This is a genomic window from Rhodococcus sp. NPDC127593 (assembly GCF_042671975.1).
In the GTDB taxonomy this organism is placed as follows: Bacteria; Actinomycetota; Actinomycetes; order Mycobacteriales; family Mycobacteriaceae; genus Rhodococcus_F.
The window spans coordinates 78,116-95,047 of sequence record NZ_JBHXWI010000034.1 but is presented as its reverse complement, the minus strand read 5'-3'; the positions used below and the strand labels follow the sequence as shown (position 1 = coordinate 95,047).

The window sequence follows — 16,932 nt, the reverse complement described above, 5'->3', positions numbered from 1 at the left end:
GCTCGTGGGCGGAGAAGGGGTGGCCGCAGCGGCACTCGGAGTTCGATACGGCCATGAAACCGATTCTATTCACACCGGAAACGTCGGCGTCCGGGGCGTCACTGGGAGAATCTCACCCAGTCGACCAGCATGGTGGCCGGGAAGCGTGTCGACGGGGTGACCGGGCCGGGCCAGTTTCCGCCGACAGCCACGTCGAGCAGCAGATACGCCGGCGCGTCGAACACCCAGCGTTCCTCCGGTCTCAGGTCCGCCGTGGTGACCGTGCCGACGATGTTCCCGTCGATGCCCACCGAGATGCGGCCGGGAGCCTTGATCAGCGCGTAGTCGTGGAACCCTGCGCTGAGATTCGCGCCGATCGAGCCGTCCGTCGAGCGTTCCCAGTGCCCACCGTTCACGGTCGGCCCGTGCACACCCGCGTGGTAACGGGAACCGTCCCCGATCACCTCTAGGATGTCGACCTCGCCGCAGGCCGGCCACCCCACACTGTTGATGTTGCTGCCGAGCGTCCAGAACGCCGGATGGATCCCGGGACCGGACGGCACCTGGATCCGCGCCTCCACCACGCCGTACGTGAAGTCGAACTTTCCGCGCGTCACGAGACGAGCGGAGGTGAAACCGGCACCGTTTCTGCGTGCCTCGACGACGAGACGCCCGTTGCCGTCGAGTCGCGAGTTCTGCCGGGAATCGGTGTACACCTGCTTCTCGTTGTTACCCCAACCGCCGCCCCCGAGGTCGTAGCCCCAGAACAGTGGATTGGGCGCCGCACCTGTGGGTCCGTCGAATTCGTCGCTGCCGATCATCGTGTATCCGGGGTAAGCGGTCCGGACGCTTCCGGGTGCGGCGACGGCCACGGCCGGGGTGAGGGACAGTGCGCACAGCGCCATCGAGCACGTCAACGCAATCTCGAACATCGTCGAGCGCATCCGCTGCATGAGCAGATGCTAGGCGTCGCCGGCCCCCGGTCGTGACCGAACGCGTGATGCGGCCGCTACCTGCGCGGCCCCGTGTATCGGAAAATGGTGTTGTTCTCGTCCTGCGAGTACACCGACCAGTCGGGGCTGAACCTCATCTGGTCCTCGAAATTCTCGACGGACCCGTCCGCAAGATAGCCGTAATAGCGGATGGCCGCGGTGCCCTGCGTGTTGAAGGCGAGATACGTGTCGCCGTCGCGTTCCGCCGCATCGGCGGTGAGCATCTCGATCTGGCCGCCGTGCGGGAAGCCCTCCAGCAGGTCCGGGGGAAACGCCAGCAAGGGTTGATCGAAATCCTTGTCGACCACGGCGAACTTGATGTAGTCGGCGCTCACCCGCGTCGGGAGACCGGCGGGATACAGCGACATGATCGTCGTCGGCGCGGTCTCGCTCGCGAGGATGTCCTGCGCGAACGTCACCTGGGACTGATACCCGACGACCAGCGACCACAGCCCGAAATAGCCTTGCAGGCCCGCGAACGTGACGTACGCCAACCCGCCGGCGAGCCCGACCGGGACGACTCGGCGGAGCAATCCGGATCGGAACCGGACCGTGAGCGCGTCCACGAGGATCGGGGCGATCAGAATCGCACAGCCGGGCACGGCGTAGAGATAAACCCGGAAGATCGCCTCACCGCCGTAGCTCTGACCGGCCAGCAACGCGAACGAGCTGAACGCCATGACGGTCGCGACCCAGGCGGGGCGCTTCGTGCGCCAGAGCAGGATCGCGCAGATCACCGCGAGCAGGATGATGCCCGCGGACAGGGAACGGCACACCGTGGACGTGAAGATCTTCCCGAACGTACCGACGGCGGTCACGTTGCTGGTGGCGTTGTCGACCGGGTTGAAACCGGACAGCAGCCCGTACGGTGCCACGATGTCCAGCCGGGGAACGAGATAGGCGACAAGGATCGCGAAGTAGGGAATGGGGAGCCACCACGGACGGATCTTCCGCGTCACCGCCAGGGCCACCGTCACGCCGAACAACCAGTACGGGGTCAGCTGATGGGTGGGCACCAGAGCGGCGAAGACGAGGATCGACAGGTACGCCGCAGAGCGGTGTTCCGTCGACACCACGAGCAGTGCCACCACACCCAGCGCCATGACGAGGGCGATGGCCTGCGGCGAGAAGTAGTCCTGCCCCACCCAGTTGACGAGTTCCGCCACCATCGCGGCCGTCAGCGCGACCCGCATGCCGAACCCGAGGAGCCGGGCGATAGTGGCGATCACGACCGCGAGCAGTATGTGGATCACCGGCGCGAACCAGTGGGCGATCGACATCATGTCCGCGGACGTGATGTCGCCGAACCACGCGAATGCGGTGAAGAAGCCCGGCCACTCGCCGTAGATGTCGACGCCTTTGGGCGGCAGTGTCTGGAACTGCTGGATGTAGTCGACCACGCCGAGGTGTTTGTACGTCCACCCGTAGATGGGGACGTCGGTGATGAACGTGGGGGTGAGGCGTTCGACCGCGATCACGCCGAGCACGGCGGCCGCCGCGGTTCCGATCCGGTTCTCGCGCAGCGCCCAGACGAACGCGCCGAGCATCATCAGCGCGCACACCACCACGCCCGGCCCACTGCCGACGAACAGCAGACCGAACTGGGAGTACGCAGTCGAGCCGAGCCCGAAGAGGACCACCACCCACACGGCGAGGGCCACGGCAACGAGGATCAGAGGCCGGTTGCGGAGGGCAGTATGCCACCACTGCGACAGACGGAACGACACCTGGCGCACGGTCATCGCGCGAACCGGCTCGGCGCCGGTGTCGTGCCACCGATGCCGCAGCGCGGACGCGACGACGGCCACGACCATCACCAGCAGCAGACCCGTCGCGGGCCATCGGTAGAACCAGGCCAGGACGGTCGTGGCCGCAGTCACCACGGACAGCCCGAGGACGGGGACCGCCGCGACGGCTGCGGCGACCGGTAGCCGCAACCACGTCACGACCCCGAGACCCGGTCCGATCAACACGAACACCGTCAGCAGCACCGCACTCACCGACGACGGAAGCGGCGCCAGGGACGCCAGCCCCGCGACCGCCGAGGCCAACGCGGCGACGTCGTAGTACCGGGCCAGCTCCGGAGCCCTCGAGTCGAGGCGCTCCGCAGCGAGGAGATCACTCATCGGTCACCCTCACCCAGTCGACGAGCATCGCGGCAGGGAACGTCGTGTCGGCGCCGACGTCGCCCGGCCACCCTCCCCCGACGGCGACATTCAGCAACAGGGAGAACGGTTTGTCGAACACCCACTCCTGCCCCGAGGCCAGGTCGGCACGCGAGAACTCGCCCGTCACCGCGTCGTCGATGCCGAACGTGATCCGGTCCGGCGACCGCTCCACCCAGTAGTCGCGGAAGTCGTCCGACATGGTGCCGCTGCCTTCGGCTTTCAGCTCCCAGGGTGTGCCGTCGGCGGACGGGCCGTGCAGCCCGCTGTGGAAGAACGACGCGTCGTTGATCGTCTCGATCACGTCGATCTCCCCCGACTGCGGCCAGCCCACCCGGTTGACGTCCGTGCCCATCAACCAGAACGCCGGATGCAAGCCCTGCCCACCCGGCAGCTTGATGCGTGCCTCGGCCCGGCCGTACTGGAACGCGAAGCGGTCCAGGGTGATCAGCCGGGCAGACGTGTAACCCGATCCGCCGCCGCGCGCTTCGATCACGAGGTTGCCGTCGCCGTCGAGCCGGGAGTTGACGGGATCGTCGGTGTAGACCTGGGCCTCGTCGTTACCCCAGCCTCCTCCCCCGACTGCGTGCCCCCAGTAGCGGGGGTCCGGCGAGGTTCCGGCGGGCCCGACGAAATCGTCGAACATGAGCACCGACTCGCCCTTCCTCGATGCCTGAGCGACATCACTCGACGCGTACCACCCGGTGGCGCCGATGCAGACGAGCGCGAGGAACACCGTTGCCGCGGACACGGCGCGGGTCCTGCGTGGACGGTTCAGCGGCCTATGCACCGGCACTGTCTCCGACCCGGACGACAGCCGAACGTCGAACCGACTGCAGCTGCGTCACGAGGTGGACGCACACGACGAACCCGAGGGTCGCCGAGTACGCCGCGACACGTTCGATACCACCGACGCCGAGACCGAGGTCCCAGGAGTAGGTGAAGCAGAAGTACCCCACCAATCCGAGTACCCCCAGTGCGAGGGCGACGTACGTTGCCGGTCCGGATAGCTGAGGCCAGACGGTGAGTGCCGTCGTCAGTGTGAAGAGACTGCCGAAGATGAGGAACAGCGTGGCGCCGAGCGAATGCACTTCCCAGTGTGTGTTCGACGGCGCGAGACCGACCACTATTCCGCCGATCCCGGCCACCGCCAGGAAGACGACAGGGGCCGGCGGCAGCACCCGATCGATGCGGTACCAGAGGACGGCGGCAACCATGTAGGCGAGTCCGGTCACCACGAACGCCGCGTCCATCAGCAGTGACGTCTTGCTGCACGGCGCGTTTCCGTCCGCGCCGCAGAACGGGACACCGAGGTCGCTGATGAAGTTGGCGGAGTAGCTGTAGTGACCGCGCCACGTGCCGGCGACGAGGAATTCGACGACGAAGAACTGCAGTACGGCAACGGTGAGGTACAGCGGAGTCCGCTTCGAAGATTCGAGGACGTGTGAGGGCATGGTCAGAAGATCCTTCGAGACAGTAGAGACAGTGGGTCGCACAGCGCGTCCGCGAGCGCGGTGCGGACTAGTTCGGGGTCGAAGACGTTGTCGTGCAGCGACGCCGACACGTCCAGGTCGGGACCACGACGCACCAGGTTGAAGACGATCGATGCAGGGTCGGCCGGTTCGCTCAGCGCGGTGACGAGACGCCGGCCGGGCTCGTCGGTCCAGTCGAGATCGGCCAGCAGTGCGGCCTCTCCCATGTCGGAGTACACGAGCCTCGCCCGGGGGTCCGCCGCGACGTGAGTGGCCCGCGCGTGCGCAACACCGGCACGCTCGCGCCTGCGGAACTTGGCGGTGCTGAGCGCGAGCGAGGCGAGCGGCCGGCCCGACTCCGTGGCCTGCGCGAGCGCCGCACTCATCTCGGCGGCATCACCCGGGTCCGACAGTGAGAACCGCACCAGGGCAGCGAAATTGCCGTTCACCGTGGCGGCCTCCGGGAGGTACCGGCGGCAGTCGAAGAGGACGTCGACCTTGTCGTCGATCGCCAGGCCACGACTGCGCACTGCCCGCGAGACGGCCGCGAACAGCAACGACGACACCGACGCGCCGGGCATTTCCCGATCCCGCCAGCGACGCAGTTCTGCGGTGGTCCCGGACGCTGTGGACGCGATGACCGCGGTGGGCGCGCCGTGCCACGGCACCACCACCGCGGCCGATCCGGAACCCTGTGCGGCAGCGGGCAGGGATTCGAGGAGCCGCGCGACACGTGTGGGGGACGACGCGAAGGTCCGGGTCAGGGCGCGTGCGAGCGGCAGCGCGCTGTCACGTGTCCGCGCCCATTCCGGAACCGGCGTCCCGGTGCGTCCACCGGCGACGGCACGGACGAGAGACAGTGCGAGCCTGCCGTCGCCGAGTCCGTGCGAGATGTCGAGCAGGAGGAAATCGCCCGCGACCGCGACGTTCAGTGGGTGCGCGGACGCACCCGAACGTGCCAACCGGGTCAGCAACTGCGGCACCTCCTCCCGGGTACAGGGTCCGAGTTCTCGTACCTGTCCGAGGAAGTCCTGCGGTCGGTGCTCCCACCGGTGTGACCCGGTGGTCGGGACGACGCCGATCGGGGTGTGCCGCCCGCCCGCGTGCGCGAGCAGCGTCAGCGTGTCCCGGATCTCGCCGATGCTCGGAAGTCGGACGGGACCGATCGCGGTGATCATCCGGCTCCCGCTGCGCATCAGGTCGCGGGAACTCGCTCTATGCGTCGACATCGGACAACTGCCACATCGGTTTCGGGTTCACGCTCTTCTTCGCCAGCCACCGCTCCCACTTGGAGCGGTTCTGGAGTCGGCGGAGCCAGGAGATGAGTGGTCCTGCGAGGATCACGGCGGTGAGCGCCTCCGCGGCGAGATACGCCCAGCCCACACCCGCGACCCCGATCGATGCGCTGAGTACCAGGCTGCCGACGATGATGACCACCGTGGCCAGGCACTGGGTGACGACGGCGAGGGTCAGCCGGCGGTACACCCGCGCGAGACCGTCGTAGACGGCGCCGATGACGGTGAGGGGCACGAACACCGCGGCGAGATGGAGCAGAGGCGTTCCTTCCGCACGGTATTCGTCGCCGATGAATCCGAGCGCGGGCGGCGCGACGAAGGCCAGGCCGAGCCCGCCCACCACCGCGACCACGGTAATGGTGCGGACGAACCGGCGGGACAGGCTGACGATCTTGTCCGGGTGCGCGGCGGCCTCGGCCACGAACGGGCCCACCATGAGGTTCACCATGATGTAGAGGGCGCTGACGATCGACCAGGTCACTGCGAAGTAGGCGTTCGCCGCGGTGCCGACCCGGGTGACGACGATCAGCGGGACGACGAGCGGGGCGATGGCCCCCAGCGCCGAAATGCCGTACGAGGAACCGAAGTACACTCCGAGTTCCTTGTTGGAGGGCAGCGCGGGTGACTGCCGGTATCGAGGGTCGGACCGGATGCGCAGACCCATCGACGTCAACACGACCACAACGGCGATCGCTGCGGTGGCCCCCCAGGACGCGACGATGGCGAGCGCCGACCCCGACGCCGCGAGCACCACGACCGCGAGCAGTTTGGCCAGCGCGTGGAAGACGTTCTTCGACGCCGCCCAGCGGGCCACGCCCAGCCCGGAGACGGTCTGGTCCTGTAGGGCGAAGAGGGCGAGGACGACGACGAACACCGGATAGATCGCGATTTCCAGGTTGTTCTCGAACAGAGTGTCCCGTGGACCGAGGACGATGAGCCCGACGGCCGACACGAAGGCCAGCGTGGCCACGGCGGCGAAACCCTTGACCAGCAACGGTCCCGCGCGGTGGCCCGCCACGGGCAGGAAGCGCTCGAACATCGAGCCGAGGCTGAGATTCGACAGCGTCGACAGCATGATCGCCGTCGAGATGAGAGCGGACGCCACGCCCACCTGATCGGCGGGGAACAATCGCGCCGACGCGCCCCAGAAGGCGAGGCCGAGTCCACCGGTGACGACACTCGACAGCATCAGTGCCATCGAGTTGAGCTGCAGATTCCGCCCCGCGGAGCGCGGTGGCTGCTCGGCACGGCGCTTCGCGCGTAGTTGCGACTGCGTCGCTGTCGGGGATCCCATGACTACCCGACCAACTCCGGCCGGGAAGCGTCACGGGCGTCGTCGACGCGGTCCACGGTCAGTTCACCGAGCGCGGTGGCGAGGACGTCCCGCAGGACCCTGTCCCGCAGGGCGGTGCTGTACAGCGAGTGATCGCCGGACGGATACGTCACCAGGCGTCCGTTCCATCCGGCGCGCCGGAGCCGGCGAAGGCTGCGCTCTCCGTGGTTCTCGACGAACGCGGCGTAGTCGATCGGTGAGAGGAGGACGGTGGTGTGCACGCCACGGTCGTTCAGCGGAGCGAGCATGACCTCCGGCACCTGCAGCAACCCGGCCCGGCCCAGCCATAACCAGCAGCGGTACGGCATCCACACTCGCAGGTACTTTTTGGCCGTCGCCGCGTGCCGGTGGAGCAGCGCGAGCGCTGCACCCTTCAGGGAACCCCGGTCGGCGTTCATCGTCGACTGCTTCACGAACGCTTTGCGAGTAATGGTCCAGTCCGCCATGTTGACCAGGACCACCGCCCGGACGGGACACCGGAGGGCGGCGTAACTCGAATTCCACGCCCCCGAACACATCCCTGCGAGCACAACCGATTCGGGCTGCGCACCGCTGACGGAAAGGATGTCGACGGAGTCGTCCCGGGATTCGTCCGTGTAGATGGTGGTGCATTCGCCGTGCTGCACCATGCCGGTGTCGCCGGTGCCGCGACGGTCGAAGCGAACGCTGGCGATCCCGTGGGCCGCGAGTTCGCGTGCCGTCTCGGTCCACAGCCGGACCGGTCCGACGCGGTGCTCGTTGGCGGTGCCGTGGAAAATCACCGTCGGTGCCGCAGGGTTGTTCGCCGCACCCCGCTCGGCCGCGACGGACGTGCGGATCGTGAAGAGTTCGGACACTCCCGCGAAGCCCAGAGTCTCGGTGATCTGCCTGCCGTCGAGGGTCCCATCCACGACGGCGGTGGTGCGGAGATCGAGTGCGGCACCGGTGTGGTGGTCGCCGAAGGACGCGGACATCCAATCGGCGATCCGGTCGATGTCGCCGAACGGGAGCCGGACCACGAAGTCTGCCGGCTCGAGGAACGATTCGTAGTCGTGAACTGTGAAGTTCTCGGCGTTCCAGGCCGCGACGGCCTCACGCATCCCGACGGAATCGACCTCGCTCTCCCGCAACGCCATCAGGACCTTCGCGCCCGGCGGCGGGGTGGCCGCTCGCAGACTCATCACCGACAGGGCCGTAGCCGCGGCCGGGGCGAGCACCGCACCGATGAGGGTGACCCGCGGATCGTCCGCGTCCTCGGGGCCGACCACCATCTGGTGGAGCGCGGTCTGCTTGCGCAGGTAGGCGCGGCCGCGCACCACCGGATCCCACAAGGTGACGGCCCGCACCGGACCGCACGTCGCGGCGACCTGCGCGGCGAGCAGGGCGCCGACCCGGAGGCCGACCAGCCCGATGTCCGTGATGCCGCAGCTGCGCACGTAGTCGACAGCCGTCCGGATGCTGTCGAGCCATCCGGCGACCGCGTCGGAATCGTCCTGGGCGCCCGGCGAGTCACCGGTGCCGCGGTAGTCGAACCGCAACACCAGGAGCCCCCGAGCCCGCAATTGCTGGGCGAGGTACACCATTCCGCGATACGAGTCGACCTGTTCCTTCCCGATCGGCGGGCAGAGAACGACGGCACCGCGGCAGCGGCCGTCGGCAGGAAGGTCGACGACGCCGAACAGCGGCGCATCCTCCGGTCCGAACCAGGTGGCGAACCGGGTGCCGTCGGCGCGGCCGCCCCGGGAGGCGGAGCCGGCAAGATCAGGATGGGCCGTCATAGGTCATCCCTCTCATCGGTGCCGGATCCCGGCCCTCCACTCGGGCCTTCAGATAGGCGAACGGGCCACGCGCGATGGACCGCAGCTCGGTGGCCCCGATGCCCACGGGGAGTTCGCCGGCGAGGCCGTGCGGTGGGGTCGCGACGTGGGACATCTTGCGCGACAGATGGAGAAAGGTCGGCGCCTGCCGCACCGCGATCCGTAGGGCGAGCCAGGCGGTGCGCGGGTCGAGGGCGATCTTGGCGAGCCAGGCTCCGAGCCCCAGACCATAGCCGCGGGCCTGGACGGCGAGTGCCTCGTTGTCCGCCCGGTGCCGATGCCACACGACCGCCGCGGGCCGGTAGGCCAGCTGCCGCCCGGAGTGCAGCACCCGGAAGAACATGTCGAGGTCTTCGCCGCCGTCGGTGGGGGCGCCCGCCCCGAGTGCCTCGTCGAAACCGCCGAGCTCGAACACTGCCCGCCGGTCGACGGCGAAATTCGCTCCGGTTCCGTAGACACCTACCTGGAACGGGAAGAGCGGCACGTCGGCGGGCGGGTGCGCGAGGTCGAACAACCGTGGGACACAGGAACTCGCCCAACCCACCCGCTGATCGAAGTACGCCTGCGCGGGTGTGCGGATCTCACCGCTCGGGACGATTCCGCACACGCACGCCACCGCATTCCCGGCGCAAAAGCCGGCGACGAGTTCGGTGAGCCAGTGCCGGTCGACGACGACGTCGTCGTCGGTGAAGGCGACGATCTCCGTGTTCGCCGCGCGGACGCCCGCATTGCGCGCCCTCGACAGGCCCGGTCGGGGCTCGGTCACGACGCGCACCCGGGGATCACCGAGTTCGGCGACGTACCGCTGCGTGGCATCCGTGCGGGATGCGTTGTCGACCACGATCACCTCGTAGTCGGGATGGTCGAGCGACAGGATCGATTCCAGGGCGACCTTCAGGCTGTCGACCCGGTCGCGGGTGCACACCACCACCGTGACGGAGGGTCGGGATTCGGTAGCGGCCACGGCGCTGTCCCGCACCACCTCCGGCGCGAGTTCGGCCAGTGCGCGGCGCAGTTCGCCGGGTTCGAGTCTGCCGTCCTCGACGTCCACCTCGACGAACCCCAGCAGGGCGCGGTCTTCCCGCACGAGCAACCGGGCACGCCGATAGCCCTCGGCCCGGTCCAGCCGGTACTCGGTGTCCTCCCGCACGGGACCGCGCAGTTCGCCGACCCAGACGGCCCCGTCCCACGTCGGTGCCTCGTCACTCACGAGAGCGGGCGCCAGGTCGATCCTGCGGTCCACGGTTCCGGTCATGCCGTCACCCGCTTCGATCGCAGCCCGGCGAGACCTCGGGCGTAGCCGGCGGTGGTCACGAGAAGTCCGGCGACCACGGCACCGGCGCGGGCCAGCCCACCGTTCCGGGGGGACGCGATCCCGACCACGACGGCGCGCGGGAGAACGCGCGCCGTGTACGCGCGTTCGCTGCTGAGCGCGTCGCCTGCGCCGACGAGATCGGACACCAACGCCTTCGACATGCCCTCGTGGAAGCACCGCGAGAGGAAGTATCGGAAGGTGGTGCGGTCGTCGCTGACTCGGTGCGCCACCTTCATCGCGGGGTCGAACAGCAGCCGCGCAGTGGGCTGGTGGGCGCGGATCCGGATGCAGAGTTCGGTCTCCTCGCATCCGACCGGTGTCTTCCCGACCCGGCCGATCCCGTCGCTGAACCCGTCGACGGCGTCGAACACCGTGCGCCGCAGAGACATGTTGCAGCCGATGAAGTTCCGCACCGGCTCGATACGTGTCGGTTGGCCGACATAGCTGCAGCCGACCACCCAGTCGAACTCGGCGGGCATCCACACCGGGCGGGCCGCGGGCCACACGGGACTGGCGAATCCCCCCACACCGAGCACGTCGGGATCGGAGTAGTGGGCGGCGGACACGCGGTACCAGTCGGGTTCGGCGCGCGCATCGTCGTCGAGGAACGCGATCATGTCGCCGCGCGCCGCGTGCACGCCCGTGTTGCGGGCTCCGGACAGCCCCTTCGACCCGGAGTTACGCAGCACGGTCACCCGGGTCTCCCCGGCGAAGTGCCGTTCGGCACGCGCGAACAGCTCCTCGGAGTGGTCGATCACCACCAGGACCTCGAGCACCGGCACGTTCTGGGTGAGCACCGAGTCGACTGCGGCACACAGGTCGGTCCACCGTTCGGTGGTGTAGGCACAGATCACGACGGAGCAGGACACGAGGGTGGACACCGTCATGGTTGCTCAGCCTCGCGAGACGGGGGCCGGGGACAGGTCCGGGGCGGGGGTGCGCTGTTCGCTCCTGATGGTGCGCAGCACCCGGAGCCCGTCACGGACCGCGTTGAGATTGCTCTCGCCGTGGATGCGGTCCTGTTCGAAACTCGGCACCTCGGTGATCTTCAGGCCCGCGTTGGCGACCCGCACGTTGATGAGTGTCTCGATCTCGAAGCCGTCGCCCCATTGCGCGTCGGTCGCGTCGACGGACGGCAATGCCATCACGGGGACGTGGTGGCGCCAGAAAGCGTTGTAGCCGTAGCACAAATCGCTGAACGAGGCCCCGAACTTGAGGTTGACGATGGCGTTCAGCGCCTTGTTTCCGAGCTTTCTGCTGAACGTGATGTCCGAGCTGCCTCCGCCGGCGGCGAAGCGGGTTCCCTTCGCGAAGTCCGCACCTGCCACGAGAGCCCCGACGAAGAGCGGGATCTCGGCCGGGTCGGTGGATCCGTCGGCGTCGATCATCACGATGATGTCCGACGTGGAGGCGAGGAAACCGCAGGCCAAGGCATTGCCCTTGCCTTTTCGGCTTTGTGTCACGACCGTGGCGTCCGGCCAGAGGCTCCTGGCCACCTCGACCGTGTCGTCGACGGAATGTCCGTCGACGAAGACGATCTCGTCGATGTCGGCCGGCATCCGCGCGGCAACGTGCGGGAGGTTCTTGGCTTCGTTCATGGCAGGTACGACGACCGTGACCGTCGGCCGCTGCGACCCGTCCCCGTCGTTGCGACCGTTGTCTTCGCCTCTGCGTTGGTCGACGCCCACGACGTCGGTACCGTCGGAGGGTTCCAGGCGATCAGGCGTGTACAGGCTCATTTGTCCGTCTTTCCTCGTCGGGCGAATGGCCCGGCAGCATCACAGTCGTCCCATGCGAGCACTGACCACCCCTTGTCTGGAGCGGTGTCCTCACCACGTGCAGCGGTGCAAAGGAAGCAGAGACCGTTCGAACCCCCGCAGTTCAGAAAACTTCAATGTTTTCGACCATCGGTCTTCTTTGCAGGGGTAAACCTATCTCAAGTTTGTTTCTCGCGCATCAGTTAGCGCGAAGTGATTTAAAACTCAGTTACATTTCGGCAAACCGAAACGATCGCGCGGAACGGCCGCCCTCACGACGGCCAGTGACCCGACCAGTCCGCTGCTCCGAGCGAGGACTTCCCCTGTGCACGGGCCGCATCCTCGGCTGCCCGGATCCGGGTGATGAACGCGTGCGTCGCTGCCCGGAGTCTCGTCTCGGCGTCCGCCTCAGCTACCAGCCCGGACTCGAGTTCGACTGGCACGAGTTCGGGCGGCAGGCCTGCCTTGCTCGCGCGGGCGATCACCTTCGCCGCGAGGGACGCCGCGGGCTGACTCATCGCGACGCCGTCGAGGCAGGAACTCCGCGCCTTCTCCGCCGCTTTTCGGATCTCCCATGCGTGTTCCTGCTCCACGATGTCGATCGGCCCGACGACGTCTTCCCCGAGGTGGGGACTGCGGTGCACAAGCTTGGCCACCAGGGTCGCGGCCACGTCGTCCACGTCGAAATTGCCCGACGCCGAGGCGATGCGCGAATGGAACAGGACCTGCAGCAGCAGGTCTCCGAGCTCTTCACGCAGATCACCGGGTTCGGACGACTCGATCGCGTCGAGAACCTCGTACGTCTCCTCGACGAGGTAGTGCGACAGGGTGCGGTGCGTCTGTGTCACTTCCCAGCCGCCGTAACTCCACAGTCGGTCCATCACCTCGGCGGCCTCGACGAGGTTGTCGCCCGGGACCTTCGGGGCCGCGATGACGCGCGACCCCGACGCCATCCACTCGCGCACGGTGGGGTGGTCGGGATCGGTACTGACCAGGACGGCGGCCCCGGGTGCCTCGGTCAGCAACCCCCGGACGTCCTCGGGTACCTCGTCGGTGAACTCCACGCCGTCACCGATCACCCCGACGGCCTCCATCGGGATCGTCGTGGGCCGCAACGGGTCGAGCAGGACCACCGTCATCGGGTCAGGCCTCCATCACCACGGACCCGGCGGCCTTGCCGTCCAGCGCGAGCACGAAATCGGCGATGTACTGCAGCAACTCCACATCGCGCACCCGCTCCGCGCCGATTCCGCCCGAACCCGCCCGGGGCAGCGGCAGCTGCACCATCCCGGTGGTGGCACGGTACTGCGCGCTCGGGTAGATCCGCTTGAGACGCAACTGCTTCGAGTCGGGTAGGACCATCGGCGCGATCTTCAGCTGCGTGCCGACCACGGCGATTTCCTCGAGTCCGTACTCGCGGGCCAGCAGGCGCAGCTTGGCCACCGAGACCAGTCGGCGGACCTCCTCGGGGAGCGGTCCGTACCGGTCGACGAGTTCATCGACCACGGCTGTGATGCCGTCGAGTTCGGTGGCCGCCGCGAGCTTGCGGTACCCCTCGAGCCGGAGACGGTCGCTGGTGACGTAGTCGGGAGGGATGTGCGCGTCGACGGGCAGGTCGATACGGACCTCCTTCGGTGCGTCCTCCGTCGTGATCGGCTTGCCGTCGGCCGCTGCCCGGAAGGCCTCGACCGCCTCCCCCACGAGCCGCACGTACAGGTCGAACCCGACACCCGCGACGTGACCGGACTGCTCGGCGCCCAGCACGTTTCCGGCGCCGCGGATCTCGAGGTCCTTCATCGCGACCGCCATGCCCGCGCCGAGGTCGGAGTTCTGTGAGATGGTCGCGAGGCGGTCGTAGGCCGTCTCGGTGAGCGGCTTCTCCGGCGGGTACAGGAAGTACGCGTAGCCGCGTTCCCGGCTACGCCCGACGCGACCGCGCAACTGGTGCAGCTGCGACAGGCCGAGGGAATCGGCGCGTTCGACGATGAGCGTGTTGGCGTTGGAGATGTCGAGACCCGTCTCGATGATGGTGGTGCACACCAGCACGTCGTAGTCGCGTTCCCAGAAGCCCTGCACGGTCCGTTCCAGGGTGTCCTCGTTCATCTGCCCGTGCGCCACCGCGACCCTCGCCTCGGGGACGAGGTCGCGGATCCTCTGGGCGGCCTTGTCGATCGAGCTGACCCGGTTGTGGACGTAGAACACCTGCCCGTCGCGGAGCAGTTCCCGTCGGATGGCCGCGGCCACCTGCTTGTCGGCGTACGCGCCGACGTAGGTGAGGATCGGGTGCCGCTCCTCCGGCGGCGTGAGGATCGTGGACATCTCGCGGATGCCCGCCATGCTCATCTCGAGCGTTCGCGGGATCGGCGTCGCCGACATCGTGAGAACGTCCACGTGGGTGCGCAGCGCCTTGATGTGCTCCTTGTGTTCCACACCGAAGCGCTGTTCCTCGTCGACGACGACGAGGCCCAGGTCCTTCCATCTGATCCCGGTCTGCAGCAGCCGGTGCGTGCCGACCACGACGTCGATCTCGCCGTCGGCCATGGCCGCGATGATCTCCTTGGAGTCCCCCGCATCCGTGAAGCGGGAGAGCCCGCGCACCGTCACCGGGAACGCCGCCATGCGCTCGGTGAACGTCTGCAGGTGCTGCTGAGCGAGGAGTGTCGTCGGCACCAGGACCGCCACCTGCTTGCCGTCCTGCACGGCCTTGAACGCCGCCCGCACCGCGATCTCCGTCTTGCCGTAGCCGACGTCGCCGATGACGACGCGGTCCATCGGGACCGCCTTCTCCATGTCGGCCTTGACCTCGCTGATGACCGTCAGCTGGTCGTGGGTCTCGGTGAACGCGAAGGCGTCCTCCATCTCCTTCTGCCACGGGGTGTCCGGGCCGAACGCATGACCGGGTGCGGCCTGCCGCGCCGCGTACAGCTGGACGAGTTCACCGGCGATCTCACGAACCGCCTTGCGCGCCTTGCGTTTGGTGTTCGCCCAGTCGGAACCGCCGAGCTTGCTGAGCGCGGGCAGCTCGCCGCCGACGTACCGCGACAGCTGGTCGAGCGACTCCATCGGGACGAACAGACGGTCGCCCGGGTGTCCGCGCTTGCTGGCGGCGTACTCGATCACGAGATACTCGCGCCGGGCACCGCCGATGGTGCGTTCGACCATCTCGACGAATCGTCCGATGCCGTGCTGGTCGTGCACCACCATGTCCCCGGCGGTCAGCGCCAGCGGATCCACCTGGTTGCGGCGCTTCGCCGGCAGCCTCTTGCCGTCGCCGACCGCGGCCACCCGGTTGCCGGTGAGATCGGCCTCCGTGACGATGACGAGTCCGGCAGTGGAGTCGTCGCCGGGGAAGACCAGGCCGTCGTGGAGCGAACCGCGCAGCACCCCGACCTGGCCCCGCGGGGGCTCCGAACCGGGCGCGAGTTCCGCCGCGGGCACCTCGGCTTCGCGCAGACGCTCGAGCACACGATGCGCGGTGCCGGCGCCTGCGACCACGATGACGGCCCGGCCGCCGGTGGTGACGTGGGCGCGCAGGCTCACGAACAGTTCCGACAGCAGGTCGTCGGAACCGCGGACCTGCGGTGCCGGCGTGACCGCCAGCTCCAGTTCCTCGCCGTTGCCGGACGCAAGCGGGCTCAGTGTCCACCACGGCAGACCCGTGGTCTCCGCTGATTCACGGACCTGGCTGAGCGAGCGGTACGCGGAGGCGCCGAGGTCGATGCCGTCGCCCTTCAACACCGAGGTGTCGAGCGGGGCGGCGCCGCCGATCGACGCCGCCGTCCACGATGCCTCGAGGAACTCCTGACCGGTGCGCACCAGATCGGTGGCACGCGTCCGGATCTTCTCCGGATCGCACAGCAGCACGTGTGCGCTCTCGGGCAGCACGTCGGTGAGCAACTGGAGCTGTCCCGGCCGCAGCACGGGCAGCAGTGCCTCCATGCCCTCCACCGGGATGCCGGCCGACATCTTGTCGAGCATTTCGACGAGCGCGGCGTCGGCCTGGTTGTCGACCGCGAGCTGCGCGGCGCGGTCGCGGACGTCCTCGGTGAGGAGCAGTTCGCGGCACGGCGGGGCGATCACGGCGTCGATGTCGAGTTCGGCCAGCGACCTCTGGTCCGCGACGGAGAACGCGCGCAGTTCGGTGACCTCGTCGCCCCAGAACTCGACGCGCACGGGATGATCCGCGGTGGGTGAGAACAGGTCCAGGATGCCGCCGCGGACGGCGAACTCGCCGCGCTTGCCCACCATGTCGACGCGCGTGTACGCCATCTCGACGAGCCGCTGCATCAGCCCGTCGAAGTCGTGCTCGACGCCCACGCGCAGCGTGACGGGTTCGATCTCACCGAGACCCGGCGCCATGGGCTGCACCAGCGAACGGACCGTGGTGACGATGACCTGGAGCGGGGCACCGTACGAGCGGTCGTCCGGCCGCGCGAGTCTGCGGAGCACCTCCACGCGGCGACCGACCGTGTCGGCGCTCGGCGACAGCCGTTCGTGCGGCAGCGTCTCCCACGACGGGAACTGCGCGACGGCGTCGCCGATCATCTCCTGCAGTTCGGCGGTGAGGTCGTCGGCCTCGCGACCGGTCGCGGTGACCAGCAGCAGATGGGTGCGCTCGGCGAGGGCCGCGGCCACGAACGGCCGGGCGGATACGGGCGCGACGATGTCGAGGTGATGGCGTCCGAGAGCCTCGGTCACCTGCGCGATGACTGCGTCGCCCAGCGCGATCTTCGCCAGACCGGCGAGCGGGGTGTCGGACGAGGGCTCGGCAGCGATGAGCGGGGAAGACAACGACGCACTCCTGAGCAGTGATGACGAACTGCCGGCG

At 68.4% G+C, this 16,932-nt stretch carries 12 protein-coding genes; all 12 read right to left on the bottom strand.

Annotation, left to right across the window (positions count from 1 at the left end; translation table 11 throughout):
• Positions 1 to 98: 98 nt before the first annotated feature.
• Positions 99 to 932: a glycoside hydrolase family 16 protein gene (locus ACFVJ3_RS29130; RefSeq protein ID WP_378455361.1), complete on the bottom strand. Its 834-nt coding sequence runs from the start codon at positions 930 to 932 to the stop codon at positions 99 to 101.
• A 56-nt stretch (positions 933 to 988) separates the two neighbouring features.
• Positions 989 to 3,097 (bottom strand): hypothetical protein, encoded by a 2,109-nt coding sequence (locus ACFVJ3_RS29125; RefSeq protein ID WP_378455360.1) that lies wholly within the window; start codon positions 3,095 to 3,097, stop codon positions 989 to 991.
• Complete coding sequence (locus tag ACFVJ3_RS29120; protein ID WP_378455359.1) at positions 3,090 to 3,887, bottom strand: glycoside hydrolase family 16 protein; 798 nt, start codon at positions 3,885 to 3,887, stop codon at positions 3,090 to 3,092. Before ACFVJ3_RS29120 ends, ACFVJ3_RS29125 begins: the two co-directional genes overlap by 8 nt.
• A 31-nt stretch (positions 3,888 to 3,918) precedes the next feature.
• A complete protein-coding gene (locus tag ACFVJ3_RS29115; protein WP_378455358.1) occupies positions 3,919 to 4,590 on the bottom strand; it encodes a DUF998 domain-containing protein in 672 nt (223 codons plus the stop codon).
• A gap of 2 nt (positions 4,591 to 4,592) precedes the next feature.
• A complete protein-coding gene (locus ACFVJ3_RS29110) occupies positions 4,593 to 5,837 on the bottom strand; it encodes a hypothetical protein (protein ID WP_378455357.1) in 1,245 nt (414 codons plus the stop codon).
• Entirely contained in the window at positions 5,824 to 7,197 is a 1,374-nt protein-coding gene (locus ACFVJ3_RS29105; protein WP_378455356.1) for a lipopolysaccharide biosynthesis protein, read from the bottom strand. The genes ACFVJ3_RS29110 and ACFVJ3_RS29105 overlap by 14 nt, the downstream gene beginning before the upstream one ends.
• Positions 7,198 to 7,199: 2 nt before the next feature.
• Complete coding sequence (locus ACFVJ3_RS29100) at positions 7,200 to 8,993, bottom strand: alpha/beta fold hydrolase (RefSeq protein WP_378455355.1); 1,794 nt, start codon at positions 8,991 to 8,993, stop codon at positions 7,200 to 7,202.
• Positions 8,977 to 10,287, bottom strand: a complete 1,311-nt coding sequence (locus ACFVJ3_RS29095; RefSeq protein WP_378455354.1) for a glycosyltransferase family 2 protein — start codon at positions 10,285 to 10,287, stop codon at positions 8,977 to 8,979. The genes ACFVJ3_RS29100 and ACFVJ3_RS29095 overlap by 17 nt, the downstream gene beginning before the upstream one ends.
• Positions 10,284 to 11,234, bottom strand: coding sequence for a glycosyltransferase family 2 protein (locus tag ACFVJ3_RS29090; RefSeq protein WP_378455353.1), 951 nt, complete (start codon positions 11,232 to 11,234; stop codon positions 10,284 to 10,286). Before ACFVJ3_RS29090 ends, ACFVJ3_RS29095 begins: the two co-directional genes overlap by 4 nt.
• 6 nt (positions 11,235 to 11,240) lie before the next feature.
• The gene (locus ACFVJ3_RS29085; RefSeq protein ID WP_378455352.1) at positions 11,241 to 12,086 is read right to left on the bottom strand and encodes a glycosyltransferase family 2 protein; all 846 of its coding nucleotides are present in this window, start codon (positions 12,084 to 12,086) and stop codon (positions 11,241 to 11,243) included.
• A 290-nt stretch (positions 12,087 to 12,376) separates the two neighbouring features.
• On the bottom strand, positions 12,377 to 13,243 hold the full coding sequence (locus ACFVJ3_RS29080) for a MazG family protein (protein ID WP_378455351.1): 867 nt from the start codon (positions 13,241 to 13,243) through the stop codon (positions 12,377 to 12,379).
• 4 nt (positions 13,244 to 13,247) lie between these two features.
• A complete protein-coding gene (gene mfd, locus ACFVJ3_RS29075; protein ID WP_378455350.1) occupies positions 13,248 to 16,895 on the bottom strand; it encodes a transcription-repair coupling factor in 3,648 nt (1,215 codons plus the stop codon).
• Between the last annotated feature and the right edge of the window lie 37 nt (positions 16,896 to 16,932).